General features: G+C 41.9%; 24 protein-coding genes. 18 read left to right on the top strand and 6 right to left on the bottom strand.

The window, feature by feature from the left end; genetic code table 11:
- Positions 1-300: 300 nt before the first annotated feature.
- The 5 genes from FJR73_RS04220 to FJR73_RS04200 all read left to right on the top strand — a co-directional run bounded on the left by FJR73_RS04220 (position 301) and on the right by FJR73_RS04200 (position 4678).
- The gene (locus FJR73_RS04220) at positions 301-822 is read left to right on the top strand and encodes a dihydrofolate reductase family protein (RefSeq protein ID WP_140833516.1); all 522 of its coding nucleotides are present in this window, start codon (positions 301-303) and stop codon (positions 820-822) included.
- 17 nt (positions 823-839) lie between these two features.
- A complete protein-coding gene (gene cysS, locus FJR73_RS04215) occupies positions 840-2183 on the top strand; it encodes a cysteine--tRNA ligase (RefSeq protein WP_140833514.1) in 1344 nt (447 codons plus the stop codon).
- On the top strand, positions 2176-2562 hold the full coding sequence (locus FJR73_RS04210; RefSeq protein WP_140833513.1) for a Mini-ribonuclease 3: 387 nt from the start codon (positions 2176-2178) through the stop codon (positions 2560-2562). The genes cysS and FJR73_RS04210 overlap by 8 nt, the downstream gene beginning before the upstream one ends.
- A 3-nt stretch (positions 2563-2565) precedes the next feature.
- Positions 2566-3435, top strand: coding sequence for a helix-turn-helix domain-containing protein (locus tag FJR73_RS04205; RefSeq protein WP_140833512.1), 870 nt, complete (start codon positions 2566-2568; stop codon positions 3433-3435).
- Between the two features lie 112 nt (positions 3436-3547).
- Positions 3548-4678 carry an ABC transporter ATP-binding protein gene (locus FJR73_RS04200; RefSeq protein WP_000229946.1) on the top strand — a complete coding sequence of 377 codons (1131 nt, stop codon included), beginning with the start codon at positions 3548-3550 and terminating at the stop codon, positions 4676-4678.
- A 96-nt stretch (positions 4679-4774) separates the two neighbouring features.
- On the opposite strand, the gene FJR73_RS04195 is transcribed toward FJR73_RS04200, so the two are convergent.
- The 5 genes from FJR73_RS04195 to FJR73_RS04175 all read right to left on the bottom strand — a co-directional run bounded on the left by FJR73_RS04195 (position 4775) and on the right by FJR73_RS04175 (position 9030).
- The gene (locus FJR73_RS04195; RefSeq protein ID WP_181146601.1) at positions 4775-5965 is read right to left on the bottom strand and encodes a ferric reductase-like transmembrane domain-containing protein; all 1191 of its coding nucleotides are present in this window, start codon (positions 5963-5965) and stop codon (positions 4775-4777) included.
- A 142-nt stretch (positions 5966-6107) separates the two neighbouring features.
- Positions 6108-6767, bottom strand: coding sequence for an amino acid ABC transporter permease (locus FJR73_RS04190; protein WP_140833509.1), 660 nt, complete (start codon positions 6765-6767; stop codon positions 6108-6110).
- 9 nt (positions 6768-6776) lie between these two features.
- Positions 6777-7454, bottom strand: coding sequence for an amino acid ABC transporter permease (locus FJR73_RS04185; RefSeq protein ID WP_140833508.1), 678 nt, complete (start codon positions 7452-7454; stop codon positions 6777-6779).
- Between the two features lie 12 nt (positions 7455-7466).
- Entirely contained in the window at positions 7467-8261 is a 795-nt protein-coding gene (locus tag FJR73_RS04180) for a transporter substrate-binding domain-containing protein (RefSeq protein ID WP_140833506.1), read from the bottom strand.
- A gap of 10 nt (positions 8262-8271) precedes the next feature.
- Positions 8272-9030, bottom strand: a complete 759-nt coding sequence (locus FJR73_RS04175; RefSeq protein ID WP_001229568.1) for an amino acid ABC transporter ATP-binding protein — start codon at positions 9028-9030, stop codon at positions 8272-8274.
- A gap of 176 nt (positions 9031-9206) precedes the next feature.
- Here FJR73_RS04175 and recJ point away from each other — a divergent pair, with 176 nt between their 5' ends.
- The 8 genes from recJ to FJR73_RS04135 all read left to right on the top strand — a co-directional run bounded on the left by recJ (position 9207) and on the right by FJR73_RS04135 (position 20189).
- Positions 9207-11429 carry a single-stranded-DNA-specific exonuclease RecJ gene (recJ, locus tag FJR73_RS04170; protein WP_181146600.1) on the top strand — a complete coding sequence of 741 codons (2223 nt, stop codon included), beginning with the start codon at positions 9207-9209 and terminating at the stop codon, positions 11427-11429.
- 173 nt (positions 11430-11602) lie between these two features.
- Complete coding sequence (locus tag FJR73_RS04165) at positions 11603-13264, top strand: ribonuclease J (RefSeq protein WP_140833504.1); 1662 nt, start codon at positions 11603-11605, stop codon at positions 13262-13264.
- Positions 13265-13332: 68 nt separating this feature from the next.
- Entirely contained in the window at positions 13333-14112 is a 780-nt protein-coding gene (locus FJR73_RS04160) for an alpha/beta hydrolase family protein (RefSeq protein WP_140833503.1), read from the top strand.
- 130 nt (positions 14113-14242) lie between these two features.
- Positions 14243-15463: an aminoacyltransferase gene (locus FJR73_RS04155; protein WP_140833501.1), complete on the top strand. Its 1221-nt coding sequence runs from the start codon at positions 14243-14245 to the stop codon at positions 15461-15463.
- Between the two features lie 4 nt (positions 15464-15467).
- On the top strand, positions 15468-16700 hold the full coding sequence (gene murN, locus FJR73_RS04150) for a peptidoglycan bridge formation alanyltransferase MurN (protein WP_140833500.1): 1233 nt from the start codon (positions 15468-15470) through the stop codon (positions 16698-16700).
- A 78-nt stretch (positions 16701-16778) separates the two neighbouring features.
- Positions 16779-17480: a M57 family metalloprotease gene (locus FJR73_RS04145; protein WP_140833498.1), complete on the top strand. Its 702-nt coding sequence runs from the start codon at positions 16779-16781 to the stop codon at positions 17478-17480.
- A gap of 38 nt (positions 17481-17518) precedes the next feature.
- On the top strand, positions 17519-19366 hold the full coding sequence (gene uvrC, locus FJR73_RS04140) for an excinuclease ABC subunit UvrC (protein WP_140833496.1): 1848 nt from the start codon (positions 17519-17521) through the stop codon (positions 19364-19366).
- On the top strand, positions 19356-20189 hold the full coding sequence (locus tag FJR73_RS04135; protein WP_140833494.1) for a metallophosphoesterase: 834 nt from the start codon (positions 19356-19358) through the stop codon (positions 20187-20189). The genes uvrC and FJR73_RS04135 overlap by 11 nt, the downstream gene beginning before the upstream one ends.
- A 66-nt stretch (positions 20190-20255) precedes the next feature.
- On the opposite strand, the gene FJR73_RS04130 is transcribed toward FJR73_RS04135, so the two are convergent.
- Complete coding sequence (locus FJR73_RS04130; RefSeq protein ID WP_140833492.1) at positions 20256-21056, bottom strand: amino acid ABC transporter substrate-binding protein; 801 nt, start codon at positions 21054-21056, stop codon at positions 20256-20258.
- Positions 21057-21227: 171 nt separating this feature from the next.
- Here FJR73_RS04130 and FJR73_RS04125 point away from each other — a divergent pair, with 171 nt between their 5' ends.
- From FJR73_RS04125 to brnQ, 5 genes are all read left to right on the top strand, one after another.
- Positions 21228-21833 carry a nitroreductase family protein gene (locus FJR73_RS04125; protein ID WP_140833490.1) on the top strand — a complete coding sequence of 202 codons (606 nt, stop codon included), beginning with the start codon at positions 21228-21230 and terminating at the stop codon, positions 21831-21833.
- A 12-nt stretch (positions 21834-21845) separates the two neighbouring features.
- Positions 21846-23246, top strand: a complete 1401-nt coding sequence (pepV, locus tag FJR73_RS04120) for a dipeptidase PepV (protein ID WP_140833488.1) — start codon at positions 21846-21848, stop codon at positions 23244-23246.
- Between the two features lie 53 nt (positions 23247-23299).
- Positions 23300-23887: a uracil-DNA glycosylase family protein gene (locus tag FJR73_RS04115; RefSeq protein ID WP_140833487.1), complete on the top strand. Its 588-nt coding sequence runs from the start codon at positions 23300-23302 to the stop codon at positions 23885-23887.
- Positions 23888-23897: 10 nt separating this feature from the next.
- On the top strand, positions 23898-24185 hold the full coding sequence (locus FJR73_RS04110) for a rhodanese-like domain-containing protein (RefSeq protein ID WP_140833486.1): 288 nt from the start codon (positions 23898-23900) through the stop codon (positions 24183-24185).
- Positions 24186-24356: 171 nt separating this feature from the next.
- The gene (brnQ, locus tag FJR73_RS04105; RefSeq protein ID WP_181146599.1) at positions 24357-25682 is read left to right on the top strand and encodes a branched-chain amino acid transport system II carrier protein; all 1326 of its coding nucleotides are present in this window, start codon (positions 24357-24359) and stop codon (positions 25680-25682) included.
- The last annotated feature ends 56 nt before the right edge of the window (positions 25683-25738 follow it).

Below are 25738 nucleotides of genomic sequence, written 5' to 3'. Positions count from 1 at the left end.
GATATTCGGACTGAAATTCAATTGAACTCTTAGTGATGAAACTAACTGTTCTCGGATTTTAGTTTTTTTGACTATTATTTTATGATTAAAATCTATGACACCTTGAGCCGGAAGTAGACAGGAGAGGCGCTTGAATGTTTAAGAATGAACCTTTCTGCTGCAGATTGGTATTGCTATTGTCTGGCTTATTTTTCTTGTCCAGCAAGGATTTTGCTGAATACTTTGATTAGCTTAGGTATAATCATCTGGGTCTATCCCGCTAAGTGAAGGCGAAGCAGAACTAGAAAGGAAACTACAAGAATGGCAGTATATTTTTACGGCTGTGTCACCATGGATGGCTACTTGGCAGACAGCCAGCACAGGATAGACTGGTTGCATCAGCTTGGTTCTGTAGAGGATACAGGCTATGATGACTTTTACAGGCAAATGGATATCACCATCATGGGCAAGCGGACCTTTGAGGAAATCCAAGATTTGCAAGATGTAGAAAGTTTTTATCAAGCTACGGAAAACTATGTCTTTACGCATGATAGGCACCTGCCTGTCAGCAATTACCAGCCAGTAGCTGGGGATGTGGTGGACTTTGTTCACCAGATTGACAAAGGCAAAAATGTCTTTGTGATTGGTGGTAATTCCATAGTAGGACCGCTCTTGGATGCGGATCTTTTCGATCACCTCATTATTCAGATAGCGCCCCTTATCCTAGGAAAGGGGGTTCCCCTCTTTACCCAAGAGGAAGGGCAGCGCTTTTACCAACTGGATAGCCTCAGACAATTTGGTCCTTTTGCAGAGCTGGTTTTCAGCCGAAAAAGTCAGAAATAGAGAAGGGAGTGGACCGCATGATTAAAATTTACGATACCATGTCTCGTGATTTGCGAGAGTTTGTCCCGATTGAGGATGGTAAGGTTAAGATGTATGTTTGTGGGCCAACGGTGTACAACTATATTCACGTGGGGAATGCCCGTTCGACGGTGGCTTTTGATACCATTCGTCGCTACTTTGAATATCGTGGTTATGACGTTGCCTATATTTCCAATTTTACGGATGTGGATGATAAGATTATCAACCGTGCCAAGGAAGAAGGTATCACGCCTCAGGAGGTTGCGGACAAGTACATCGCTGCCTTTCGTGAGGATGTGACGGCCTTGGGCGTCAAACCTGCGACTCGCCATCCGCGTGTGGTGGAGTTTATGGATGACATTATCCGCTTTGTGGAAGAGTTGATTGAAAAAGGCTTTGCCTACGAGAGTCAAGGGGATGTCTATTTCCGTGTGGAAAAATCCCACAACTATGCCAAGTTGGCCAATAAAACCTTGGAAGATTTGGAGCTGGGTGCTTCAGGTCGTACCGATGAAGAAACGGCTCGTAAGGAAAATCCTGTAGACTTTGCCCTCTGGAAAGCTGCCAAGCCAGGCGAGATTTCTTGGGATAGTCCTTGGGGACCTGGTCGTCCGGGCTGGCACATCGAGTGTTCAGTCATGTCGACAGAGATTTTGGGCGACACCATTGATATCCACGGTGGTGGAGCCGATCTGGAGTTTCCTCATCATACCAATGAAATTGCCCAGTCAGAAGCCAAAACAGGTAAGACCTTTGCCAACTACTGGATGCACAATGGCTTTGTCAATATCGACAATGTCAAGATGTCCAAGTCCTTGGGTAACTTTATCACAGTGCACGATGCTCTCAAAACTCTTGATGGACAAGTGCTTCGTTTCTTCTTTGCGACTCAACACTACCGTAAGCCAATCAATTTTACAGAAAAGGCAGTGCGGGATGCAGAGACTAATCTCAAGTATCTGAAGAATACTTACGAGCAACCATTTACTGGAACTGTAGATGCGCAAGAGTTGCAAGCCTTTAAAGATAAGTTTGTAGCAGCAATGGATGAGGATTTCAACTCTGCCAACGGTATTACAGTAGTCTTTGAAATGGCCAAGTGGATCAACTCTGGCAACTATGATGCAGCGGTTAAGGAAGTTCTTGCGGATATGTTGGAAGTCTTTGGAATTGTCTTTATTGAGGAAGTTTTGGATGCAGAGATTGAAGACTTGATCCAAAAACGCCAAGAAGCGCGTGCCAATCGTGACTTTGCGACAGCGGACCAGATCCGTGACCAATTGGCTGCTCAAGGTATTAAGCTCCTTGACACCAAAGATGGAGTGAGGTGGACATGTGATTGATGTCAATCTCATTAACGGGATTGCGTTAGCTTTTGAGGGGGACGCGGTGTATTCTATGTATATTCGCCGCCACCTCATCCTCAAAGGTATGACCAAACCCAATAAACTCCATCAAGAAGCAACCAAGTATGTGTCAGCCAAGGCTCAGGCTCGCCTGATTTCCCTCATGTTGGAGGAGCAAGTCTTGATGGAAAAAGAAGAAGAAATCTACAAGCGTGGTCGCAATACCAATAGCCACACCAAGGCCAAAAATGCTGATGTGGTGACTTACCGTATGTCCACAGGTTTTGAAGCCGTGATGGGCTATCTCCATATGACTGAAAATATGGAGCGTCTTGAGAGCTTGATTTCGTGGTGCATCCGAAAAGTGGAGGGCTAGGAGATGATGGCAAAAGAACTACAAGACTGGTTTCCTGAGGCTCGGATTTCAGACCAACCAGTAGAGAAAGAGGGCTATCTCACGCTCCCTTTGGCTTCTCAGCAGTGGCTTTTGCTGGAGAAATCTGGGCTCAGCGAGCGTGAAAAGCAGTTGGTTGCTCTTTTGACCCAGCAGGAGCAATCTAGTTCGCTCAATCCTTGGTATCCCTATCTGATTGAGGGGAAGGGGCAAGCACCGCAAGCTTTCAAAAAGATTCAGTTGGTTTATTGTCATCTTTCCTATTTCCAACAGGAGAATTTGACGTCTTGGCTAGATATGATGCGGACTCTTTTTCCCAACTGTCAGACGGTGATTCAGGTGGGAGCGCAGGATTACATTTTTGTTCTCCAACAAGATAAGTACACCTCTGTACGTTCAATCTTATCTGATACGATTGAAGCGGTTGAGTATGACTTTGGACTTCGTCTCTCTATCATGTTGGGTCAGGTTTGGTCTCAGACAGGCCATCAAGCCCTATCAGACTTAATCAAAGCGGAGCGCGATTTGTTTAAGACTTGGTGGCGTCAGGGTCATCAAGGTGTTCATACTTTTTCTCAGCTCTATCTTTGGAGTATGGGAGAAAGACTCGTGGACTTGAAGGCAATCAAGGAATGTCTACACCAGATGATTTTGGATCAAGATCAGATTCAGGAAATCATTCTCTCTCTTTGGGAAAATAGTGCTGTTCTCACTAAAACAGCCCAGCAACTCTATCTGCACCGCAATTCTCTCCAATACAAGATTGATAAGTGGGAAGAATTGACAGGGCTACAGTTGAAGGAATTGACTGACCTGACCTTGTGTTATCAATTGATTTTACCAGATATTCTCTAAAGTTTTGTGCAAGTTGCACAGAACTTTTTTATTTTTTTGGTCACCTTGCCATAGAAATGTAAAGCGTTTTCATCTATAATAAAACTATCAAAAGACAAAAGGAGTTCACCTCATGGTAGAATTGAATCTTAAAAATATTTACAAAAAATATCCAAACAGCGAACACTACTCAGTTGAAGACTTCAACTTGGACATCAAAGACAAAGAGTTTATCGTTTTCGTAGGTCCTTCAGGATGTGGTAAATCAACAACTCTTCGTATGATTGCTGGTCTTGAAGACATCACAGAAGGTACTGCATCTATCGATGGCGTGGTTGTCAACGACGTAGCTCCAAAAGACCGTGACATCGCCATGGTATTCCAAAACTACGCTCTTTACCCACACATGACTGTTTATGACAACATGGCTTTCGGTTTGAAATTGCGTAAATACAGCAAAGAAGACATCGACAAACGTGTGCAAGAAGCAGCTGAAATCCTTGGATTGAAAGAATTCTTGGAACGTAAACCTGCTGACCTTTCAGGTGGTCAACGTCAACGTGTTGCCATGGGTCGTGCGATCGTCCGTGACGCAAAAGTATTCTTGATGGACGAGCCTTTGTCAAACTTGGATGCCAAACTTCGTGTATCAATGCGTGCTGAAATCGCTAAAATTCACCGTCGTATCGGGGCTACAACTATCTACGTAACTCACGACCAAACAGAAGCGATGACACTTGCAGATCGTATCGTTATCATGTCAGCAACTAAGAACCCTGCTGGTACAGGTACTATCGGACGTGTAGAACAAATCGGTTCTCCTCAAGAAGTTTACAAAAACCCAGTTAACAAATTCGTTGCAGGATTCATCGGAAGTCCAGCAATGAACTTCATCAATGTGAAATTGGTTGGTAGCGAAATTATTTCAGACGGTTTCCGTTTGAAAGTTCCAGAAGGCGCTTTGAAAGTACTTCGTGAAAAAGGCTATGAAGGTAAAGAATTGATTTTCGGTATTCGTCCAGAAGATGTGAATGCAGAACCTGCTTTCCTTGAAACATTCCCAGAATCAGTTGTAAAAGCTACTATCTCTGTATCAGAATTGCTTGGTTCAGAATCTCACCTTTACTGCCAAGTTGGTAAAGATGAATTTGTTGCCAAAGTTGATGCTCGTGACTACTTGCAAACAGGTGCAACAGTTGAACTTGGATTTGACTTGAACAAAGCACATTTCTTCGATGTAGAAACTGAAAGAACAATTTACTAAGATAAATGAAATTCAAAGCACTGCTAGAAATCTGGCAGTGTTTTTGAGTGTTTGCGTAGAAAAAACTCCTGGGAAATTCCAGGAGAATGTAGTTGGTTATTTGAACTTGAATCCTTCGTAAATAAGCTCTGCTTTTGGATTTTGTTTCTTAATCTGTTTAGCAAGTGACTTCATCATAGAAAGAGGACCACACATATAGACGCTTGCATGTTCGGGCACTTCTTTTTGTTCAAAATTAAGATAGCCGTCTTTCCTACTGTCTACTAGATGGAGTTCAAAATTAGGATTTTTCTGAGCATAGTCACGGAGCAAATCTAGGTAGACTGCATTTTCCTCTCCACGGAAGCTATAGTAGAAGTGAACCTGTTTATCTAAAATAGGATGTTCACGGATGTAAGAGATGAAGGGGGTGATCCCAATACCTCCAGCAATCCAAACCTGATTTTCTCGTCCTTCTTCTATGATCATGTGTCCGTAAGCTCTGTCTACGCTTACTTTGCTGCCGACTTGAAGATTGTCATAGATATTCTTGGTATGGTCACCTGAATTTTTAACAGTAAAGTAAAGAGTTTGACCATGACCTCCTGAGATAGAAAAGGGATGCGGAGCACTTTCAAAACTTTCTTGGAAAATCTTTAGGAAGGCAAATTGTCCTGATTGATAGTTGAAAGGTCTGCTAAGATGGATTTGAATTTCTCTAGTATCGTGATTTAAGCGTTTGAGATTGGTAATTTTCCCTAGATAAGGGAAGCCAATCTTTTGATAAAGGAAGATGATATAAAAACCAGCTAGCAAGCCTAAAAGGGCATAGCTACCAACAAGAAAACTTAGAGGATTAAATGTAAGGAGACGATTGCCCATCATCATGTAGACGTGAAAGAGTCCAAAAATATAAGCTAGATAAACCAGGCGGTGAATCCATCGCCAAGCTTCGTATTGGATGTATTTGCCTAAATAGGCGACAAGGATGATGCTGACAAAGATATAGATGGCAAGGTTGCCAAACTGAGCAGCTAAGCGAGATCCCCACAAACCGCCCATACTAAAATTATGAAAGATGAGTAGGATGATGGAGAGAAAGGCTGTGAATTTGTGGACAGTATAGACCTTCTCCAAACCGTGGAACCAGCTTTCTAGTAGGGGGAGACGAGTGGCTAGGATAAAAGTCAGAGATAGGCTTGTTAAAGCTAGTCCTGGAATCATGAATTGGAGAGAAGTGCTCATCCAAGTCAAAATAGTCAAGACAAAACTAGCTATGATAAAGAGTAGTCCTTTGAGTGATTTCATAGAAAATTCCATTTCATTAAGATTAGATTTGTTGTAAATAAATTTGTTACATTTTATCATAGAAAAAGTATGGTGTCAAATTGAGGTCTATAAATATCTACTATCATCAAAAAACTCTCCAATTTAACTGGAGAGTGGCTGTTTATTCTGCAGATTGTTGCCAACGTTTTGCTAGCATATGAGACAGACTAGAAATGGCTAGGTTAAAGCTGAAGTAGATGAGGGCAATCAGGATATACAGACTGAAGACTTGCTCTGGTTCGAAATAACGGCCCATGAGAATTTGGCTGGCTCCAAAGAGTTCTTGTAGGGCGATAACAGAGTAGAGAAGACTGGTATCCTTAATTACGGTTACAAACTGGGAAATGATGGCTGGCAGCATTTTGCGAATAGCTTGTGGAAGAATGATGTGGTAGAGGATTTGGACTGAGGTGAAGCCTTGTGACATTCCTGCTTCGTATTGTCCCTTGTCTACGGCATTGAGACCGCCTCGAATAATCTCAGCTAGGGCCGCTGAGGTAAAGAGGGTAAAGGCGGTAATGCCTGCTGGAGTGGATTTCATCTTGAACACCAAAAAGATGGTGAAAATCCAAAGAAGGTTGGGAACGTTACGCACAAACTCGATGTAAATGCTGGAGATGATACGTAAGACAGGATTTTTCCCATTTCTCATGACGGCTAGCACCGTTCCGATAAGGGTAGAGAGGACGATGGCAATTAGAGAAATATAGAGGGTCAAGCCAAATCCTTTAAAGATAAAGACTAGGTTATCTGGGGTCAAAACTTCTAAAATGGATTCCATAGTAACCTCCTAAAGTGAATAGGCTTTTTTGTTGGTTTGCTCCATCTTGCGACCAAACTGGGCAACAGGAAAGCATAGAGAAAAGTAGAGAAGGGCAGCGCCTAAAAAGGCTGGGATATAGTTTCCGTTAAGAGCCGACCAAGATTTGGTTACAAACATCAAGTCCACTCCAGAAATGATAGCGACTGTCGAGGTGTTTTTGATGAGGTTAACAATTTGGTTGGTCAAAGGAGGGAGAATGATACGAAAGGCCTGAGGCAAGATAATCAAGCGCATGGCACTGATATAGGTAAAGCCTTGAGACAAGGCGGACTCCATCTGACCGCTAGGAATAGACTGAATACCTGAGCGAATCACCTCAGCGATATAGGCTCCGTGATAGAGTCCTACGCAGAGAACAGCTGTCCAATAAATCGGAATCATGATGATATGGTCACTGATTAGAGGTAGACCATAAAAAACGATGACAAACTGCACCAAGAGGGGAGTGTTTTGATAAAACTCCACAAATATGCGAGCCAAAATTCTCAATATCGGACGTTTACTGGTTGACATGGCTCCGAAGAAGATGCCTAAAATCATGGCTAGGATAAAGGATCCAATCGCTAGGGCAAGGGTGAAGAGGAAACCATTGAAAAATTGTCCAAAATCCTGAAAATAGGCTGTCCAAGATGATAAATCTGTCATAGGGTGTCCTCCTTAATCTGCAGTATGGCTAGATGGTTTGAGCTTGTAACGGTCATAAAGTTTTTGCAAACTACCATCCTTGCTCCATTTAGTGACCAAGTTATCAAGATAGTCGTTGAGCTCTGTATTTGATTTCTTAGTAACGATACCGTAGTCAGATGGCTTGAAACTATCATCTAGTAGTTCTGTCCGCTTACTGATGTAGCCAGATAGGATAGAACGGTCAACGGAAAAGGCATCGATACGGTGAGCGTGAAGGGAAGTAATCAATTCTGGGTAGGAACCAAGTTCGACGAATTTAAAGGTCAGGCCTTTCTTTTTACCCAGTTCGGTAATCAGGCGTTGGGTAATGGAACCTTGGGCAACTCCGATGGTTTTTCCGTTTAAGTCCTCAATACTTTTGATTTTGGCAGACTTATTGACCAAAAAGCCAGAAGCATCTGTGTAGTAAGGGCTGGTGAAGTTGTAGAGTTTTTTGCGTTCGTCTGTGATGGTAAAGGTCGCGATATCCATATCGACCTGTTCATTGTCTAGAAGAGGTCCGCGAGTTTGTGCTGTAACTGGCACATAGCGAACCTTGACTTTAAGCTCATCAGCTACCATCTTGGCTAAGTCAGTTTCAATACCAGAATAGGTCCCTGTCTTGGGATCTTTGTAGCCGAAATTGGGAACGTCTTGTTTGACACCAACAACCAGCTCGCCTCTCTTTTGAATGTCTGCGACGCTGGTATCAGCCTGCACTAGTTTTGTAGCAGCAAGGCCGAAAAGGCTAATCAATAATGCTGATAAAAAGAATTTCTTTTTCATAGAGACCTCCTTATTTTACTTTGTCACTTTCGTGGTTGATGATTTTGCTGAGGAATTGTTGGGCACGAGGTTCGCTTGGATTGTCGAAAAAGTCATCGACATCGGTCGTATCTACCAAAACTTCTCCGTCAGCCATAAAGATGATGCGGTCAGCAACTTCACGGGCAAAGCCCATTTCATGAGTCACGATAATCATATTCATACCATCGTGGGCCAATTTTTGCATAACAGCCAGAACATCACCGATGGTTTCAGGGTCAAGGGCAGATGTTGGTTCATCAAAGAGAAGGAGTTCAGGATGCATAGCGAGTCCACGAGCAATGGCAATTCGTTGTTTTTGTCCACCGGATAGCATGGCTGGATAAGAATCTTTTTTGTCCCACATATTTACAAATTCTAGATATTTTTGGGCTGTTTTTTCAGCTTCTTTTTTATCAATTCCTAGAACTTTTATGGGTGCGAGTGTTACGTTTTCTAACACTGTTTTGTGAGGGTAAAGGTTAAAATGCTGGAAAACCATGCCGACTTCCTTGCGAAGAGGAACCAAATCTTTCTGGCTGGCACCAGCAACTTGGTGCCCATTTACTAGAAGACTTCCTTTATCAACAGCCTCCAAACCATTGATGGTGCGGATAAGAGTGGATTTCCCAGAACCAGAAGGGCCTAGGAGTACAACGACTTGTCCTTTTTCAAAACGGAGATTGATGTCGCGGAGTGCATGGTAGTCTCCGTAATATTTTTCGACGTGTTCAAATTCTACTAAAGCCATAAGGAATCTCCTTTGTGTTAGATTTTATAACATGATTTTACACCAAAAGAATTACCTTGTCAAATCATATCTGAAAAAATTCACTAAAATTTTATAAAAAAGCAATCTGGATAGAGAAAAAGCCTAAATCATGTTATAATGAAGCGATAGAATTCTTAGAAAGAGTGGATGTCTTTTTGATAACACCTACTTATGAATGGCAGTTTGCCCCGCAAGTAGAAGATGCGGATTTTACAAAGATAGCCAAGAAGGCTGGACTGGGTCCTGAGGTGGCTCGGTTATTATTTGAGAGAGGGATTCAGGACCAAGAAAGTTTGAAGAAGTTTTTAGAACCTTCCTTGGAGGACTTGCACGACCCTTATCTGCTTCATGATATGGATAAGGCAGTGGAGCGGATTCGTCAGGCCATTGAAGAAGGGGAAAATATTCTCATTTATGGAGATTACGATGCGGATGGAATGACTTCGGCTTCGATTGTTAAGGAAAGTTTGGAACAGCTTGGCGCTGAGTGCCGTGTTTACTTGCCCAATCGCTTTACCGATGGCTATGGACCAAATGCCAGTGTCTATAAATATTTTATCGAGCAAGAAGGAATTTCCTTGATTGTAACTGTGGATAATGGGGTAGCTGGTCACGAGGCTATTGAATTGGCCCAGTCTATGGGAGTAGATGTCATTGTGACTGACCACCATTCCATGCCTGAAACCTTACCAGATGCTTATGCTATTGTCCATCCTGAGCATCCAGATGCGGACTATCCTTTTAAATATTTGGCTGGTTGTGGAGTGGCTTTCAAACTGGCGTGTGCTCTTTTAGAAGAAGTACAAGTGGAATTGCTTGATTTGGTCGCTATTGGTACCATTGCGGATATGGTGAGTTTGACGGATGAGAACCGTATCTTGGTTCAGTATGGTCTGGAAATGTTGGGGCACACTCAGCGCATTGGTCTACAAGAAATGCTGGATATAGCTGGGATTGCAGCCAACGAAGTGACAGAAGAGACAGTTGGTTTCCAGATTGCCCCTCGTTTGAATGCCTTGGGGCGCTTGGATGATCCTAATCCTGCCATTGATTTGCTGACTGGGTTTGATGATGAGGAAGCACACGAGATTGCCCTTATGATTCATCAGAAAAACGAAGAGCGCAAGGAAATCGTGCAATCTATCTATGAAGAAGCCAAGACTATGGTGGATCCTGAGAAGAAGGTCCAAGTCTTGGCTAAGGAAGGCTGGAATCCTGGAGTTCTAGGAATCGTGGCTGGTCGTTTGTTGGAAGAACTAGGACAGACAGTCATCGTTCTCAATATAGAGGACGGTCGTGCCAAGGGCAGTGCTCGTAGTGTGGAAGCGGTCGATATTTTTGAAGCCTTGGATCCTCATCGAGACCTCTTCATAGCCTTTGGTGGCCATGCTGGTGCAGCTGGCATGACGCTGGAAGTTGAGAAACTTTCAGATTTATCTCAGGTCTTGGAAGATTATGTCCGTGAAAAAGGTGCAGATACTGCTGGTAAGAACAAGTTAAATCTAGATGAAGAGTTGGATTTGGAGACTTTGAGTCTTGAAACAGTCAAGAACTTTGAACGTTTGGCACCTTTTGGCATGGACAATCAGAAACCTGTCTTTTATATCAAGGATTTTCAGGTCGAAAGTGCCCGTACTATGGGGGCAGGCAATGCCCATCTCAAGCTGAAAATTTCCAAGGGTGAGGCGAGTTTTGAAGTGGTAGCCTTTGGACAAGGCAGATGGGTAACAGAGTTTTCTCAAACCAAGAATCTAGAGCTGGCAGTCAAATTGTCTGTCAACCAATGGAATGGCCAAACTGCCCTGCAGTTGATGATGGTGGATGCGCGTGTGGAGGGTGTTCAACTCTTTAACATTCGTGGGAAAAATGCAGTCTTGCCAGAAGGGGTTCCAGTCTTGGATTTTGCTGGAGAAGTGCCAGATATAGAAACTAGTGAAGCTGTTGTAGTGAAAACCATTCCTGAGGATATTACCCTGCTGAAAACTATTTTTCAGGAACAGCATTTCTCTGCTGTTTATTTCAAAAATGATATTGACAAGGCCTACTATCTAACAGGATATGGGACTAGAGAGCAGTTTGCTAAATTGTACAAGACCATTTACCAGTTCCCAGAGTTTGATATTCGCTACAAGCTGAAAGATTTGGCCACTTATCTCAATATTCAACAAATCTTGCTGGTCAAGATGATTCAAGTATTTGAAGAACTAGGCTTTGTGACGATCACAGATGGTGTCATGACAGTGAATAAAGAGGCACCAAAGCGGGAAATCGGAGAAAGTCAGATTTACCAAAATCTCAAACAAACCGTCAAAGATCAAGAAATGATGGCGCTGGGTACTGTGCAAGAAATTTATGACTTTTTAATGGAAAAAGAATAGCAGATAGGAAAGAGTTGGGCAACCAGCTCTTTTTTGAAAACAAATCTTCATTTTGAAAATCATCAAAAAAATGGTATAATGGTAGGAAAAGATTCGGCTAAAAGTAATAGTGCTTTTAGAATAAGAGGGCAAGTAACCCTATAATCAAGATAAATTAAGCTTTCGGAGGAAAAATGAGTAATATCAGTTTAACAACACTTGGTGGTGTGCGTGAAAATGGGAAAAATATGTATATCGCTGAAATCGATGGATCTATTTTCGTTTTGGATGCAGGTCTAAAGTACCCTGAAAATGAACAACTAGGGGTAGACGTAGTTATTCCAAATATGGACTACCTTTTTGAAAATAGCGACCGTATCGCAGGGGTCTTCTTGACCCATGGCCATGCGGATGCCATTGGTGCTCTGCCTTATCTCTTGGCTGAAGCCAAGGTACCTGTATTTGGCTCTGAGTTGACCATTGAATTGGCCAAACTCTTTGTCAAAGGAAATGATACGGTTAAGAAATTCAATGATTTCCATGTCATTGATGAGGATACGGAGATTGATTTTGGAGGGACTGTGGTTTCCTTCTTCCGTACGACCCACTCGATCCCAGAGAGTCTGGGTGTGGTCTTGAAGACCGCTGAAGGCAGCATCGTTTACACAGGTGACTTCAAATTTGACCAGACAGCTAGTGAATCTTATGCGACAGACTTCGCTCGTTTGGCAGAAATCGGTCGTGATGGAGTTCTAGCACTTCTCAGTGATTCAGCTAATGCAGATAGTAATATCCAGGTGGCTAGCGAAAGTGAGGTTGGGGACGAAATCACTCAAACCATTGCGGACTGGGATGGTCGTATCATTGTTGCAGCAGTAGCCAGCAACCTCTCTCGTATCCAGCAGGTGTTTGACGCTGCGGATGCAACAGGGCGTCGTGTGGTCTTGACAGGGTTTGATATTGAAAATATCGTCCGTACTGCGATTCGCCTCAAGAAATTGTCTCTAGCTAACGAAAGTCTTTTGATTAAACCAAAAGATATGTCTCGTTTTGAAGACCATGAGTTGATCATCCTTGAGACAGGTCGTATGGGTGAGCCTATCAACGGTCTTCGTAAGATGTCAATTGGTCGCCACCGTTATGTGGAAATTAAGGACGGTGACCTGGTTTATATCGTAACGACTCCATCTATCGCCAAAGAAGCAGTTATGGCCCGTGTGGAAAATATGATTTACCAAGCTGGTGGTGTTGTCAAATTGATCACCCAAAACTTACGTGTGTCAGGCCACGGAAATGCGCGTGATTTGCAGTTGATGATCAATCTCTTGCAACCCAAGTATCTCTTCCCGATTCAAGGGGAATACCGCGAGTTGGATGCCCATGCTAAGGCTGCTATGGCAGTTGGGATGTTGCCAGAACGCATTTTTATTCCTAAAAAGGGAACCAGCATGTCTTATGAGAATGGGGACTTTGTCCCAGCTGGAGCGGTTTCGGCAGGGGATGTCTTGATTGACGGAAATGCCATCGGTGATGTTGGGAATGTGGTTCTTCGTGACCGTAAGGTCTTGTCAGAGGATGGTATTTTCATCGTAGCAATTACTGTTAACCGTCGTGAGAAGAAAATTGTGGCCAAGGCTCGTGTTCACACGCGTGGGTTTGTTTATCTCAAGAAGAGTCGCGATATTCTCCGTGAAAGTTCAGAATTGATTAACCAAACGGTTGAAGAGTATCTTCAAGGAGATGACTTTGATTGGGCAGATCTCAAAGGGAAGGTTCGTGATAATCTGACCAAGTACCTCTTTGATCAAACCAAGCGTCGTCCAGCTATTTTACCAGTAGTCATGGAAGCGAAATAATCTTTGAAATAAACAGAGAGAAAGTCGAATTTCGGCTTTTTCTTATCGGAAAATAGAAGGAGAAAATCATGGCAGTAATGAAAATTGAGTATTACTCACAAGTATTGGATATGGAGTGGGGAGTGAATGTCCTCTACCCTGATGCCAATCGAGTGGAAGATCCAGAATGTAAAGATATCCCTGTCTTGTATCTTTTGCATGGGATGTCTGGCAATCATAATAGTTGGCTCAAGCGAACCAATGTAGAACGCTTGCTTCGAGGAACCAATCTTATCGTCGTCATGCCCAATACCAGCAACGGTTGGTACACCGATACCCAGTATGGTTTTGACTATTACACAGCTCTAGCAGTGGAATTACCACAGGTTCTAAAACGCTTCTTCCCTAACATGACCAGTAAGCGTGAAAAGACCTTTATCGCTGGTCTCTCCATGGGAGGCTATGGCTGCTTTAAATTGGCTCTTGCTACAAATCGTTTCTCTCACGCAGCTAGTTTTTCAGGCGCCCTGAGCTTTCAAGATTTTTCTCCTGAAAGCCAAAATTTGGGAACGCCAGCTTATTGGAGAGGTGTGTTTGGGGAAATTAAAGATTGGACCACTAGCCCTTATTCTCTTGAAAGTCTGGCAAAAAAATCGGACAAAAAGACCAAGCTTTGGGCTTGGTGTGGCGAGCAGGATTTCTTGTATGAAGCCAATAATCTGGCAGTGAAAAACCTCAAAAAACTAGGTTTTGATATGACCTATAGCCATAGCGCTGGAACTCATGAGTGGTATTATTGGGAAAAACAATTGGAAGGTTTTTTAGCAACCCTACCAATTGATTTCAAATTGGAAGAGAGATTGAGCTAGTTTTTTATAAATAAACTACCATTTATAGTTATTCTTGGCTTAAAAACAATTATGGAAGTCTATTTTCACTAGACTTTTTAATCGAAAATAGTAAAATAGTAGAGAGATACTAGTTGAAAGAGAGAAAAATATGTATCGTTATCAGCTTGGGATACCATTATCAGAGTATGATGATTTTGTAAAAGAACATCCCATGGTTAATCTATTACAAAGCAGTGCTTGGGAAAAAGTGAAATCTGATTGGAATCATGAGAGACTTGGGGTTTATGAAGGGGAGAACTTACTGGCTGTGGCTAGTATTCTCATAAAATCTCTGCCTTTGGGGTATAAAATGTTTTATATTCCAAGAGGTCCTATATTGGATTACAGGGATACAGAACTTTTAAAGTTTGTCCTGCAGTCTATTAAGTCTTATGCTCGTAGTAAGAGAGCGGTTTTTGTGACTTTCGATCCAAGCATTTGTCTATCTCAACATTTGGTTAATCAAGATAAAAGAGAATATCCTGAAAATCTTGCTATTGTTGAGATTTTAGGGCAACTAGGAGTGAAGTGGTCTGGGCGGACAATCGAGATGGATGACACCATTCAGCCTCGTATTCAGGCGAAAATATATAAGGAAAATTTTGAAGAAGATAAACTTTCTAAATCAACGAGGCAAGCTATCCGAACAGCACGGAACAAAGGGCTTGAAATTCAATATGGTGGACTGGAACTATTAGATTCATTTTCGGAGTTGATGAAAAAAACTGAGAAGCGCAAAGAGATTCATTTAAGAAACGAAGCCTATTATAAAAAATTATTAGATAACTTCAAAGAAGATTCCTATATCACGCTAACGAGTTTGGATGTTTCTAAGCGTTTAAGAGAATTAGAAGAACAGTTAGAAAAAAATAGAGTAGTTGCAGAAAAATTTAATGATGCAACCAAATCTTCAAAAGTTCAGGAAAATATAAAAGAAAAAGAACGTTTAGAAGAGGAAATAGATTTCTTGCAGGGATATATGAATATGGGAAAATCAAACATTCCTTTATCGGCTACTTTAAGTTTGGAATTTGGTACTACCTCTGTCAATCTATATGCTGGTATGGATGATGATTTTAAACGTTACAATGCACCAATTTTAACTTGGTATGAAACGGCTCGCTATGCCTTTGAGCGAGGTATGGTGTGGCAAAATTTAGGTGGTGTTGAAAACTCTCTCAATGGTGGACTTTATCAGTTTAAGGAAAAATTTAATCCAACGATTGAAGAATATTTGGGTGAATTTACAATGCCCACTCATCCTCTCTATCCTCTGTTAAGACTTGCTCTTGATTTCCGTAAAACATTAAGAAAAAAACATAGAAAGTAAGTATATGGCACTAACTACACTCACGAAAGAAGAGTTTCGTACTTATTCTGATCAGGTTTCTTCTCGTTCCTTTATGCAATCGGTCCAGATGGGGGACTTGTTAGACAAAAGAGGGGCTCGAATTGTTTATCTTGCTTTGAAACAAGAAGGAGAGATTCAAGTTGCAGCTCTGGTTTATAGCTTGCCCATGCTGGGGGGGCTGCATATGGAGCTCAATTCGGGTCCGATTTATACCCAACAAGATGCTCTTCCAGTTTTTTATGCGGAGTTAAAAGAATATGCTAAGCAAAATGGTGTATTAGAGTTGCTTGTAAAACCTTATGAAACGTATCAAACTTTTGATAGTGAAGGTAATCCAATAGATGCTGAGAAAAAAAGTATCATTCAAGGTTTAACTGATTTAGGTTATCAATTTGATGGATTGACAATGGGTTATCCAGGTGGAGAACCAGATTGGTTATACTATAAAGATTTGACTGAATTAACTGAAAAGAATTTGCTTAAAAGTTTTAGCAAAAAGGGCAAACCCTTGGTGAAAAAGGCTGAAACGTTTGGCATTCGGTTGAAAAAGTTAAAACGTGAAGAATTATCGATTTTTAAGAATATAACAAAAGAAACCTCTGAACGTAGAGAATATAGTGATAAAAGTTTAGAATATTATGAGCACTTTTATGATTCATTTGGAGAACAGGCGGAGTTTCTCATAGCAAGCTTAAATTTTTCGGAGTATATGAGCAAATTGCAAGGTGAACAAAGTAAACTAGAAGAAATCTTGGACAAGTTGCGACTTGATTTGAGTAAAAATCCTCATTCTGAGAAAAAACAAAATCAACTGAGAGAATATTCTAGTCAATTTGAAACTTTTGAAGTTCGAAAAGCAGAAGCGAGAGACTTGATTGAAAAATATGGAGAAGAAGATATTGTTTTAGCCGGGAGTTTATTTGTTTATATGCCTCAGGAAACGACTTACCTCTTTAGTGGTTCCTACACTGAATTTAATAAGTTCTATGCCCCTGCGCTACTTCAAAAATATGTTATGTTGGAAAGTATAAAACGTGGAATACCTAAATACAACTTCCTAGGTATTCAAGGGATTTTTGATGGTAGTGATGGTGTTTTGCGTTTTAAACAAAATTTTAATGGCTATATTGTACGCAAAGCGGGTACTTTCCGTTACCATCCATCACCTTTAAAATACAAAGCTATTCAGTTATTCAAAAAAATATTAGGACGTTAAGATGAAAAAGCCAGTATTTAGCTTTCTTTCAGCTTGTTTTAGTAAAATAGACTTTATTTGCTAGAAAGGTGGAGAGATATGCGTTGGCTTTTTCGTTTGATAGGGGCTTTCTTTTCTTTTGTGTGGCGTTTGTTTTGGCGCCTGGTTTGGATAGTTGTTCTCTTATGCGCTCTTGCTTTTGGTTTTCTCTGGTATCTGAACGGGGATTTTCAAGGAGCGCTAAAGCAAGCAGAGCGGTCGGTAAAAATTGGTCAACAAAGTATCGACCAATGGGAAAGAACAGGGCAACTGCCTAAGTTGAACCAGACTGATAGCCACCAACATTCTGAAGGAAGGTGGTCACAGGCTTCTGCTCGTATTTACTTGGATCCCCAGATGAATTCACGCTTTCAAGAGGCGTATTTAGAAGCGATTCAGAATTGGAATCAAACTGGTGCTTTTAATTTTGAACTCGTGACTGAGGTCAGCAAGGCAGATATTACGGCTACGGAGATGAACGATGGAAACACTCCTGTGGCAGGAGAGGCGGAAAGTCAAACCAACTTCTTAACAGGACAATTCTTGTCTGTCACGGTGCGGTTGAATCATTATTATCTGTCCAATCCTGACTATGGCTATTCCTATGAGCGCCTTGTCCATACGGCAGAACATGAGTTGGGGCATGCTATTGGCTTGGACCATACAGATGAGAAGTCTGTGATGCAACCAGCAGGTTCTTTTTATGGTATCCAGAAAGAGGATGTTGAAAACCTTCGAAAATTATATGAGACCAATGAGTAGGGGACTATCTTTCCCTACTTTTTTGCTATAATGGAACTATGAATAACTTGATTAAATCAAAACTGGAGCTCTTGCCTACCAGCCCTGGTTGCTACATTCACAAGGATAAAAACGGTACGATTATCTATGTAGGAAAGGCTAAAAATCTACGTAACCGCGTGAGGTCTTATTTCCGTGGGAGTCACGATACAAAAACAGAGGCCTTGGTGTCTGAAATTGTGGATTTTGAATTTATTGTTACGGAGTCCAATATTGAGGCACTTCTCCTAGAAATCAACCTGATCAAGGAAAATAAGCCCAAATACAATATCATGCTCAAGGATGATAAGTCCTATCCTTTCATCAAAATCACCAATGAGCGCTATCCTCGTTTGATTATCACTCGTCAGGTCAAAAAGGACGGAGGTCTCTACTTTGGCCCTTATCCAGATGTGGGGGCAGCCAATGAAATCAAGCGGTTGCTGGATCGGATTTTCCCTTTTCGTAAGTGTACCAATCCACCGTCTAAGGTCTGTTTTTACTACCATATCGGTCAATGTATGGCCCATACCATCTGTAAGAAGGATGAGGCCTACTTCAAATCTATGGCTCAGGAGGTTTCTGATTTTCTGAAAGGGCAGGATGACAAAATCATTGATGCTCTTAAGGGAAAAATGGCAGCGGCAGTCCAGACTATGGAATTTGAACGTGCAGCGGAATACCGTGACCTGATTCAGGCTATTGGAACGCTTCGAACCAAGCAACGGGTCATGGCTAAGGATCTCCAGAATCGTGATGTCTTTGGCTACTATGTGGACAAGGGTTGGATGTGTGTTCAGGTTTTCTTTGTCCGTCAGGGAAAACTCATTGAGCGCGATGTCAATCTTTTCCCCTATTACAATGATCCAGACGAAGATTTCTTGACCTATGTGGGACAGTTCTATCAAGAAAAATCTCACCTGGTTCCCAATGAGGTACTGATTCCGCAGGATATTGACGAAGAAGCTGTCAAGGCTTTGGTAGACACCAAGATTCTTAAGCCTCAACGTGGAGAGAAAAAGCAACTGGTCAATTTGGCTATAAAGAATGCTCGAGTCAGTCTAGAGCAGAAATTTAATCTGCTAGAGAAATCTGTCGAAAAGACCCAAGGGGCTATTGAAAATCTGGGACGCTTGCTTCAAATCCCAACCCCAGTTCGTATCGAGTCCTTCGATAACTCTAATATCATGGGAACTAGTCCTGTTTCAGCCATGGTAGTCTTTGTCAATGGAAAACCCAGTAAGAAGGATTACCGTAAGTACAAGATAAAAACCGTAGTCGGGCCAGACGACTATGCTAGTATGCGAGAGGTTATCCGCAGACGCTATGGTCGAGTACAGCGTGACGGTTTGACTCCTCCAGATTTGATTGTCATTGATGGAGGACAAGGTCAGGTCAATATCGCCAAGCAAGTCATCCAAGAGGAACTGGGCTTGGATATACCCATTGCAGGTCTGCAAAAGAATGATAAGCACCAAACCCATGAATTGCTCTTTGGAGATCCGCTTGAGGTGGTGGAGTTGTCTAGAAATTCTCAGGAATTTTTCCTCCTTCAACGCATCCAAGATGAGGTCCACCGCTTTGCCATTACTTTCCACCGCCAACTGCGCTCCAAAAATTCCTTTTCATCACAACTGGATGGGATTGAAGGTCTGGGGCCTAAACGCAAACAGAATCTCATGAAACATTTCAAGTCTCTCACTAAAATCAAGGAAGCCAGTGTGGATGAGATTGTCGAAGTTGGAGTACCTAGAGCGGTTGCAGAGGCTGTGCAGAGGAAGTTGAATCCGCAGGAAGAAGTGGAATTGGTTCAAGTGGCGGAAGAAAGAGTAGATTGCCAAACGGAAGGAAACCATCATGAACTATAAAATCGCAATTTTATCAGATATTCATGGCAATGCGACGGCCTTAGAAGCAGTGATTGCAGATGCTAAAAATCAAGAAGTCAGTGAATACTGGCTTCTGGGAGATATTTTTCTTCCTGGTCCAGGCGCAAATGATCTGGTCGCTCTGCTGAAGGGACTTCCTATAACGGCAAGTGTTCGAGGTAATTGGGATGATTGTGTCCTTGAGGCCTTGGATGGCGAATATGGTTTGGAACATCCACAAGAAATCCAGCTCATGCGATTGACCCAGTTTTTGATGGAGCGAATGGATCCTGCAACGATTGTCTGGTTACGAAGCTTACCTTTGCTAGAAAAGAAAGAAGTTGACGGACTGCGCTTTTCTCTTTCTCATAATTTGCCAAATAAGAACTATGGTGGTGACTTGCTAGTTGAGAATGATACAGAGAAATTTGATCAACTGCTAGATGCGGAAACCGACGTGGCAGTCTATGGTCATGTTCACAAGCAATTGCTTCGTTATGGCAGTCAAGGGCAACAAATTATCAATCCAGGTTCGATTGGTATGCCCTATTTTAATTGGGAAAAGTTAAAAAATCACCGTGCCCAGTATGCCGTGATAGAGATTGAAGATGGGGAATTGGTAAATATCCAATTTCGTAAAGTCGCTTATGATTATGAAGCGGAGTTAGAATTGGCCAAATCCAAGGGGCTTCCCTTTATCGAAATGTATGAAGAACTACGTCGTGAAGATAACTATCAGGGACACAATCTGGAACTCTTAGCCAGCTTAATAGAAAAGCATGGGTATGTAGAGGATGTGAAGGATTATTTTGATTTTTTGTAAGAGTTTCCTAAAATAACCAATGCAAACTAAAAAAGCGATTGGCTGCTCCAATCGCTTTTATATATCTTATTGTAACTGAGATTTATCTGGGAGGTAAGAGCCACCTAGATAGGTATTGCTGAGTTTTTCAAGTGTTCCGTCTTGATAGAGTTCTTTGAGCGCTTTATCAAATTTCTCTTTAAACTCTTTTTGGTCGCTTGAGAAAACGATATAGTTGTTGGGGCTGTCGGCAGAAGGTAAATCAACGACTGAGAGATCTAAGCCACGGTCCTTGATAATCTTTTGAACCGATACCTTGTCAAAGACTAGGAAATCAAATTCACCGTTAGAGAGGTCTAGGATTCGTTTACCGATATCCTCACCAGAAAAATCAATTGTAGCGGGATTGTCAGTGTGTTTTTGATTCCAGTTATTGATGAATTGAGCGTTTGAAGTTCCAGTATCCTCTTGCGTTGTTTTACTAGCAATTTGGTCAAGTGAAGTCAGAGGCTTTTTCTTGTTGCTGACAAGGACGAGGGGATTGTTGGAAATTGGGAGTGAGTAAAGGTATTTTTCAGCACGCTCTTTTGTATAACTCAAGTTATTAGCTGCAGCCTGATAGTGACCAGAATCAAGTCCTGGGAAGATACTCTCCCAAGCAGTTCTTTGGAATTGAATCTCATAGTCGCTGAGTTTTTCATCTACTGCTTTTAGAACTTCGATGTCGAAGCCTGTCAGATTTCCCTTGTCTTCGTAGTCAAATGGCGGCACATCACCAGCTGTAGCAACGACGATTGTCTTTTGAGAGCTGGTTTCTTTAGGTGTAGCTTGATTTCCACAGGAAACCAATAATGGAAGGAAAGCAAGTAATAGGCTAAATTTTTTCATAATGTCTCCATTCAAATGTAAGTTATCTGCTAGTTTATCAGAAACTTTCCCGATGAACCAATATATATTTTTTATGGCTGTGATAAAAAAAACTTAATCATGAAAAATCCCTGCAAGCTCTTTCAAATTATGGTAGAATGGAAGCAGTAGAATTAGAAAAGGAAATCGATTATGAAATTTCTTGAATTAAATAAAAAACGTCATGCGACCAAGCATTTCACTGATAAGCAAGTGGATCCCAAAGATGTGCGTACGGCTATCGAAATTGCAACCTTGGCTCCAAGTGCCCACAACAGCCAGCCTTGGAAATTTGTGGTGGTTCGTGAGAAAAATGCTGAACTGGCAAAATTGGCTTACGGTTCCAACTTTGAGCAGGTATCATCAGCGCCTGTAACCATTGCCCTGTTTACGGATACAGACCTTGCCAAACGTGCTCGTAAGATTGCCCGAGTTGGTGGTGCTAACAATTTCTCAGAAGAACAACTTCAATACTTCATGAAAAATTTGCCAGCTGAATTTGCACGCTACAATGAACAACAAGTCAGCGACTACCTGGCCCTCAATGCAGGTTTGGTTGCCATGAACTTGATTCTCGCTCTTACAGACCAAGGAATTGGATCAAATATGATTCTTGGATTTGACAAATCAAAAGTCAACGAAGTTTTGGATATCGAAGACCGTTTCCGTCCAGAACTCTTGATTACAGTGGGTTACACAGATGAAAAATTGGAACCAAGCTACCGCTTGCCAGTAGATGAAATCATCGAGAAAAGATAGAAGGAAGATAATATGACAGCAATTGATTTTACAGCAGAAGTAGAAAAACGCAAAGAAGACCTCTTGGCTGACTTGTTTAGCCTTTTGGAAATCAACTCAGAACGTGATGACAGCAAGGCTGATGCCCAGCATCCATTTGGGCCTGGTCCAGTAAAAGCCTTAGAAAAATTCCTTGAAATCGCAGACCGCGATGGCTATCCAACTAAAAATGTTGATAACTATGCAGGACACTTCGAGTTTGGTGATGGAGAAGAAGTTCTCGGAATCTTTGCCCACATGGACGTGGTGCCAGCTGGTAGCGGTTGGAACACGGATCCTTATACACCAACTATCAAAGACGGTCGCCTCTACGCGCGTGGAGCTTCTGATGACAAGGGACCTACAACAGCTTGTTACTATGGTTTGAAAATCATCAAAGAATTGGGCCTTCCAACTTCTAAAAAAGTTCGCTTCATCGTCGGAACAGACGAAGAATCGGGCTGGGCAGACATGGACTACTACTTCGAGCACGTAGGACTTGCGAAGCCAGACTTTGGTTTCTCTCCTGATGCTGAGTTCCCTATCATCAACGGTGAAAAAGGAAATATTACAGAATATCTCCACTTTGCAGGTGAAAATGCAGGTGCTGCCCGTCTTCACAGTTTTACAGGTGGTTTGCGTGAAAACATGGTACCAGAATCAGCAACAGCGGTCGTTTCAGGTGATTTGGCTGACTTGCAAGCTAAACTAGATGCCTTTGTTGCAGAACACAAACTTAGAGGAGAACTTCAAGAAGAAAATGGTCAATACAAGGTGACGATCATCGGTAAATCAGCCCATGGTGCTATGCCTGCTTCAGGTGTCAATGGTGCGACTTACCTAGCCCTCTTCCTCAGCCAGTTTGACTTTGCAGGACCTGCAAAAGATTACCTTGATATCGCTGGTAAGATTCTTTTGAACGACCATGAGGGTGAAAGTCTTAAGATTGCTCATGTGGATGAAAAGATGGGTGCCCTTTCTATGAATGCGGGTGTCTTCCGCTTCGATGAGACAAGCGCTGATAATACCATTGCCCTTAATATTCGCTATCCAAAAGGAACAAGTCCAGAGCAAATCAAGTTAATCCTTGAAAACTTGCCAGTTGCTTCTGTTAGCCTTTCTGAACACGGTCATACCCCTCACTATGTGCCAATGGAAGATCCACTTGTACAAACCTTGTTGAATGTCTATGAAAAACAAACTGGTCTTCAAGGTCATGAGCAAGTTATCGGTGGTGGAACCTTTGGTCGCTTGTTAGAACGCGGAGTTGCCTATGGTGCCATGTTCCCAGACTCAATTGACACCATGCACCAAGCCAATGAATTTATCGCCTTGGATGATCTTTTCCGAGCAGCAGCAATCTATGCCGAAGCTATTTATGAATTGATCAAATAAAACGATAGAAGTCTGAGATGCTATGCTTAGACTTCTTTTTGGAGGGAAAGTAGATGTCTCAAATCGAAAGAATAAAGCAGGCTATCATGGCGGATCCGCAGAATGCCAGCTATACCGAGCGCGGAATAGAGCCTCTCTTTGCAGCGCCAAAGACTGCTCGCATCAATATCGTCGGTCAGGCACCGGGACTTAAAACCCAAGAAGCAGGGCTTTACTGGAAGGACAAAAGTGGTGACCGCCTGAGAGACTGGCTAGGTGTAGATGAAGATACCTTTTACAATTCAGGTTGTTTTGCGGTTTTACCCATGGATTTCTACTTTCCAGGGCATGGCAAGTCAGGTGATTTGCCACCGCGAGCAGGTTTTGCTGAAAAATGGCACCCGCAGCTCTTGCAAGAATTACCAGATATTCAGTTAACCCTTTTGATTGGGCAATATGCTCAAGCCTACTATTTACAGGAAAAAATCAGTGGCAAGGTGACAGAACGGGTAAAACATTACCAGAATTACTTACCAGCCTATTTTCCATTAGTTCACCCTTCACCTCGAAATCAAATCTGGATGGCCAAAAATCCTTGGTTTGAGTTAGAAGTGGTGCCAGACTTGAAAAAAAGAATTAAAACCATTTTCGAAGAGTATTAGGAGAAAAAGAATGAAAGAAATTAGCTTTGACGCATTTTACCAGCTTTACCAAAACGACCAACCTTCTCTAGTGGACGTGAGAGAAGTGGATGAGTTTGAAGCTCTTCATCTAGAAGGTGCCCACAACCTACCGCTGAGTCAGTTAGCTGATAGCTATAATCAGTTGGACAAGAACCAGTTGCATTATGTCATTTGTAAATCTGGGATGAGATCGGCGCGTGCTTGCCAATTCCTAGCTGAACAAGGTTATGAGGTTATCAATGTCCAAGGTGGTATGACTGCCTTTGAAGAACTTTGAACATTAGAATTTTCTCCTACTTGGTGTGATCTAGGTAGGAGAATGTTATTTTTAGATAATTCTTATTTTTGTGAATCTTGAAAACATTCAATATTTACTTCGTGAAGCTTTTTTCATACTCCTATTCATGATATACTAGGTCAGTATTTTATAAATATGAAGGAGATTTACATGGCTAAAAAAGGTGCCCTAACAGGTTTACTCCTGTTTGGAATATTTTTTGGTGCGGGGAACTTGATTTTTCCGCCTTCTCTGGGTGCTCTATCTGGAGAACATTTTCTTCCTGCTATCGCAGGTTTTGTCTTTTCAGGCGTCGGTATCGCCGTCTTGACCCTTATTATTGGAACGCTAAATCCTAAAGGATATATCTACGAGATTTCAACGAAGATAGCGCCTTGGTTTGCGACTCTTTACCTCTCAGTTCTTTACTTGTCAATCGGTCCATTCTTTGCTATCCCACGTACTGCTACAACAGCTTACGAAGTAGGGATTAGCCCCCTTTTATCGGATGCAAATAAAGGACTTGGCTTGATTGTCTTTACCCTTCTTTATTTTGCGGCAGCGTATTTAATCTCGCTTAATCCATCAAAAATCTTGGACCGTATCGGCCGTATTTTAACACCAGTCTTTGCAATCTTGATTGTTATCTTGGTTGTTTTAGGAGCTATCAAATACGGTGGAACAAGTCCTCAAGCTGCTTCAGCTGCTTATCAAGCTTCTGCCTTTGGTACAGGTTTCCTAGAAGGTTATAATACCTTGGATGCCCTTGCTTCGGTTGCCTTCAGTGTAATCGCAGTTCAAACCTTGAAACAACTTGGATTTTCAAGTAAGAAAGAATACATTTCAACTATTTGGGTTGTTGGTATCGTTGTAGCCCTTGCTTTCAGCGCTCTTTACATCGGTTTAGGTTTCCTTGGAAATCATTTCCCAGTACCAGCTGAAGCGATGAAGGGTGGAACACCAGGTGTTTACATCTTGTCACAAGCAACTCAAGAAATCTTTGGTTCAACAGCTCAAATCTTCCTTGCAGCTATGGTTACTGTAACCTGCTTCACAACTACAGTTGGTTTGATTGTGTCAACTGCTGAGTTCTTTAATGAGCGCTTCCCACAAATCAGCTACAAGGTTTATGCGACAGCCTTTACCTTGATTGGATTTGCCATTGCTAATTTGGGTCTTGATGCGATTATCAAGTACTCAATTCCTGTACTGGTTATCTTGTACCCAATCACCATTGCCATCGTTATGATTGTCATTGTGAATAAATTTGTGGCTCTTTCAAAACCAGGTATGCAGTTGACAATTGCTGTGGTTACAGCTATTGCCATTGCAAGCGTACTAGGAAGCTCGTTTAAGGTTGAGTTTCTTGCAAACCTTGTTAACGCTCTTCCTTTTGCTAAAGCATCTCTCCCATGGTTGGTGCCAGCCATTGTCGGAATCTTGCTCTCATTGGTTCTACCAAACAAGCAAGAAAGCGATGTTTTTGAAATGGAATAATCACTAAAATCACTTTTGTAGCCAAGTCTACAGGAGTGATTTTCTTTTTTTATCCG

Source organism: Streptococcus sp. D2, assembly GCF_006385825.1.
In the GTDB taxonomy this organism is placed as follows: Bacteria; Bacillota; Bacilli; order Lactobacillales; family Streptococcaceae; genus Streptococcus; species Streptococcus shenyangsis.
The sequence above is the reverse complement of the archived record's forward strand: the minus strand, read 5'-3'. Positions and strand labels throughout refer to the sequence as shown.

Excerpts from the sequence above, each read along its gene's own strand:
- FJR73_RS04220 (WP_140833516.1), top strand. The coding sequence starts at position 301 with ATGGCAGTATATTTTTACGGCTGTGTCACCATGGATGGCTACTTGGCA.
- cysS (WP_140833514.1), top strand. The coding sequence starts at position 840 with ATGATTAAAATTTACGATACCATGTCTCGTGATTTGCGAGAGTTTGTC.
- FJR73_RS04205 (WP_140833512.1), top strand. The coding sequence starts at position 2,566 with ATGATGGCAAAAGAACTACAAGACTGGTTTCCTGAGGCTCGGATTTCA.
- FJR73_RS04200 (WP_000229946.1), top strand. The coding sequence starts at position 3,548 with ATGGTAGAATTGAATCTTAAAAATATTTACAAAAAATATCCAAACAGC.
- FJR73_RS04195 (WP_181146601.1), bottom strand. The coding sequence starts at position 5,965 with ATGAAATCACTCAAAGGACTACTCTTTATCATAGCTAGTTTTGTCTTG.
- FJR73_RS04190 (WP_140833509.1), bottom strand. The coding sequence starts at position 6,767 with ATGGAATCCATTTTAGAAGTTTTGACCCCAGATAACCTAGTCTTTATC.
- FJR73_RS04185 (WP_140833508.1), bottom strand. The coding sequence starts at position 7,454 with ATGACAGATTTATCATCTTGGACAGCCTATTTTCAGGATTTTGGACAA.
- FJR73_RS04180 (WP_140833506.1), bottom strand. The coding sequence starts at position 8,261 with ATGAAAAAGAAATTCTTTTTATCAGCATTATTGATTAGCCTTTTCGGC.
- FJR73_RS04175 (WP_001229568.1), bottom strand. The coding sequence starts at position 9,030 with ATGGCTTTAGTAGAATTTGAACACGTCGAAAAATATTACGGAGACTAC.
- FJR73_RS04165 (WP_140833504.1), top strand. The coding sequence starts at position 11,603 with ATGAGTAATATCAGTTTAACAACACTTGGTGGTGTGCGTGAAAATGGG.
- FJR73_RS04160 (WP_140833503.1), top strand. The coding sequence starts at position 13,333 with ATGGCAGTAATGAAAATTGAGTATTACTCACAAGTATTGGATATGGAG.
- FJR73_RS04155 (WP_140833501.1), top strand. The coding sequence starts at position 14,243 with ATGTATCGTTATCAGCTTGGGATACCATTATCAGAGTATGATGATTTT.
- murN (WP_140833500.1), top strand. The coding sequence starts at position 15,468 with ATGGCACTAACTACACTCACGAAAGAAGAGTTTCGTACTTATTCTGAT.
- FJR73_RS04145 (WP_140833498.1), top strand. The coding sequence starts at position 16,779 with ATGCGTTGGCTTTTTCGTTTGATAGGGGCTTTCTTTTCTTTTGTGTGG.
- uvrC (WP_140833496.1), top strand. The coding sequence starts at position 17,519 with ATGAATAACTTGATTAAATCAAAACTGGAGCTCTTGCCTACCAGCCCT.
- FJR73_RS04135 (WP_140833494.1), top strand. The coding sequence starts at position 19,356 with ATGAACTATAAAATCGCAATTTTATCAGATATTCATGGCAATGCGACG.
- FJR73_RS04130 (WP_140833492.1), bottom strand. The coding sequence starts at position 21,056 with ATGAAAAAATTTAGCCTATTACTTGCTTTCCTTCCATTATTGGTTTCC.
- FJR73_RS04125 (WP_140833490.1), top strand. The coding sequence starts at position 21,228 with ATGAAATTTCTTGAATTAAATAAAAAACGTCATGCGACCAAGCATTTC.
- pepV (WP_140833488.1), top strand. The coding sequence starts at position 21,846 with ATGACAGCAATTGATTTTACAGCAGAAGTAGAAAAACGCAAAGAAGAC.
- FJR73_RS04115 (WP_140833487.1), top strand. The coding sequence starts at position 23,300 with ATGTCTCAAATCGAAAGAATAAAGCAGGCTATCATGGCGGATCCGCAG.
- FJR73_RS04110 (WP_140833486.1), top strand. The coding sequence starts at position 23,898 with ATGAAAGAAATTAGCTTTGACGCATTTTACCAGCTTTACCAAAACGAC.
- brnQ (WP_181146599.1), top strand. The coding sequence starts at position 24,357 with ATGGCTAAAAAAGGTGCCCTAACAGGTTTACTCCTGTTTGGAATATTT.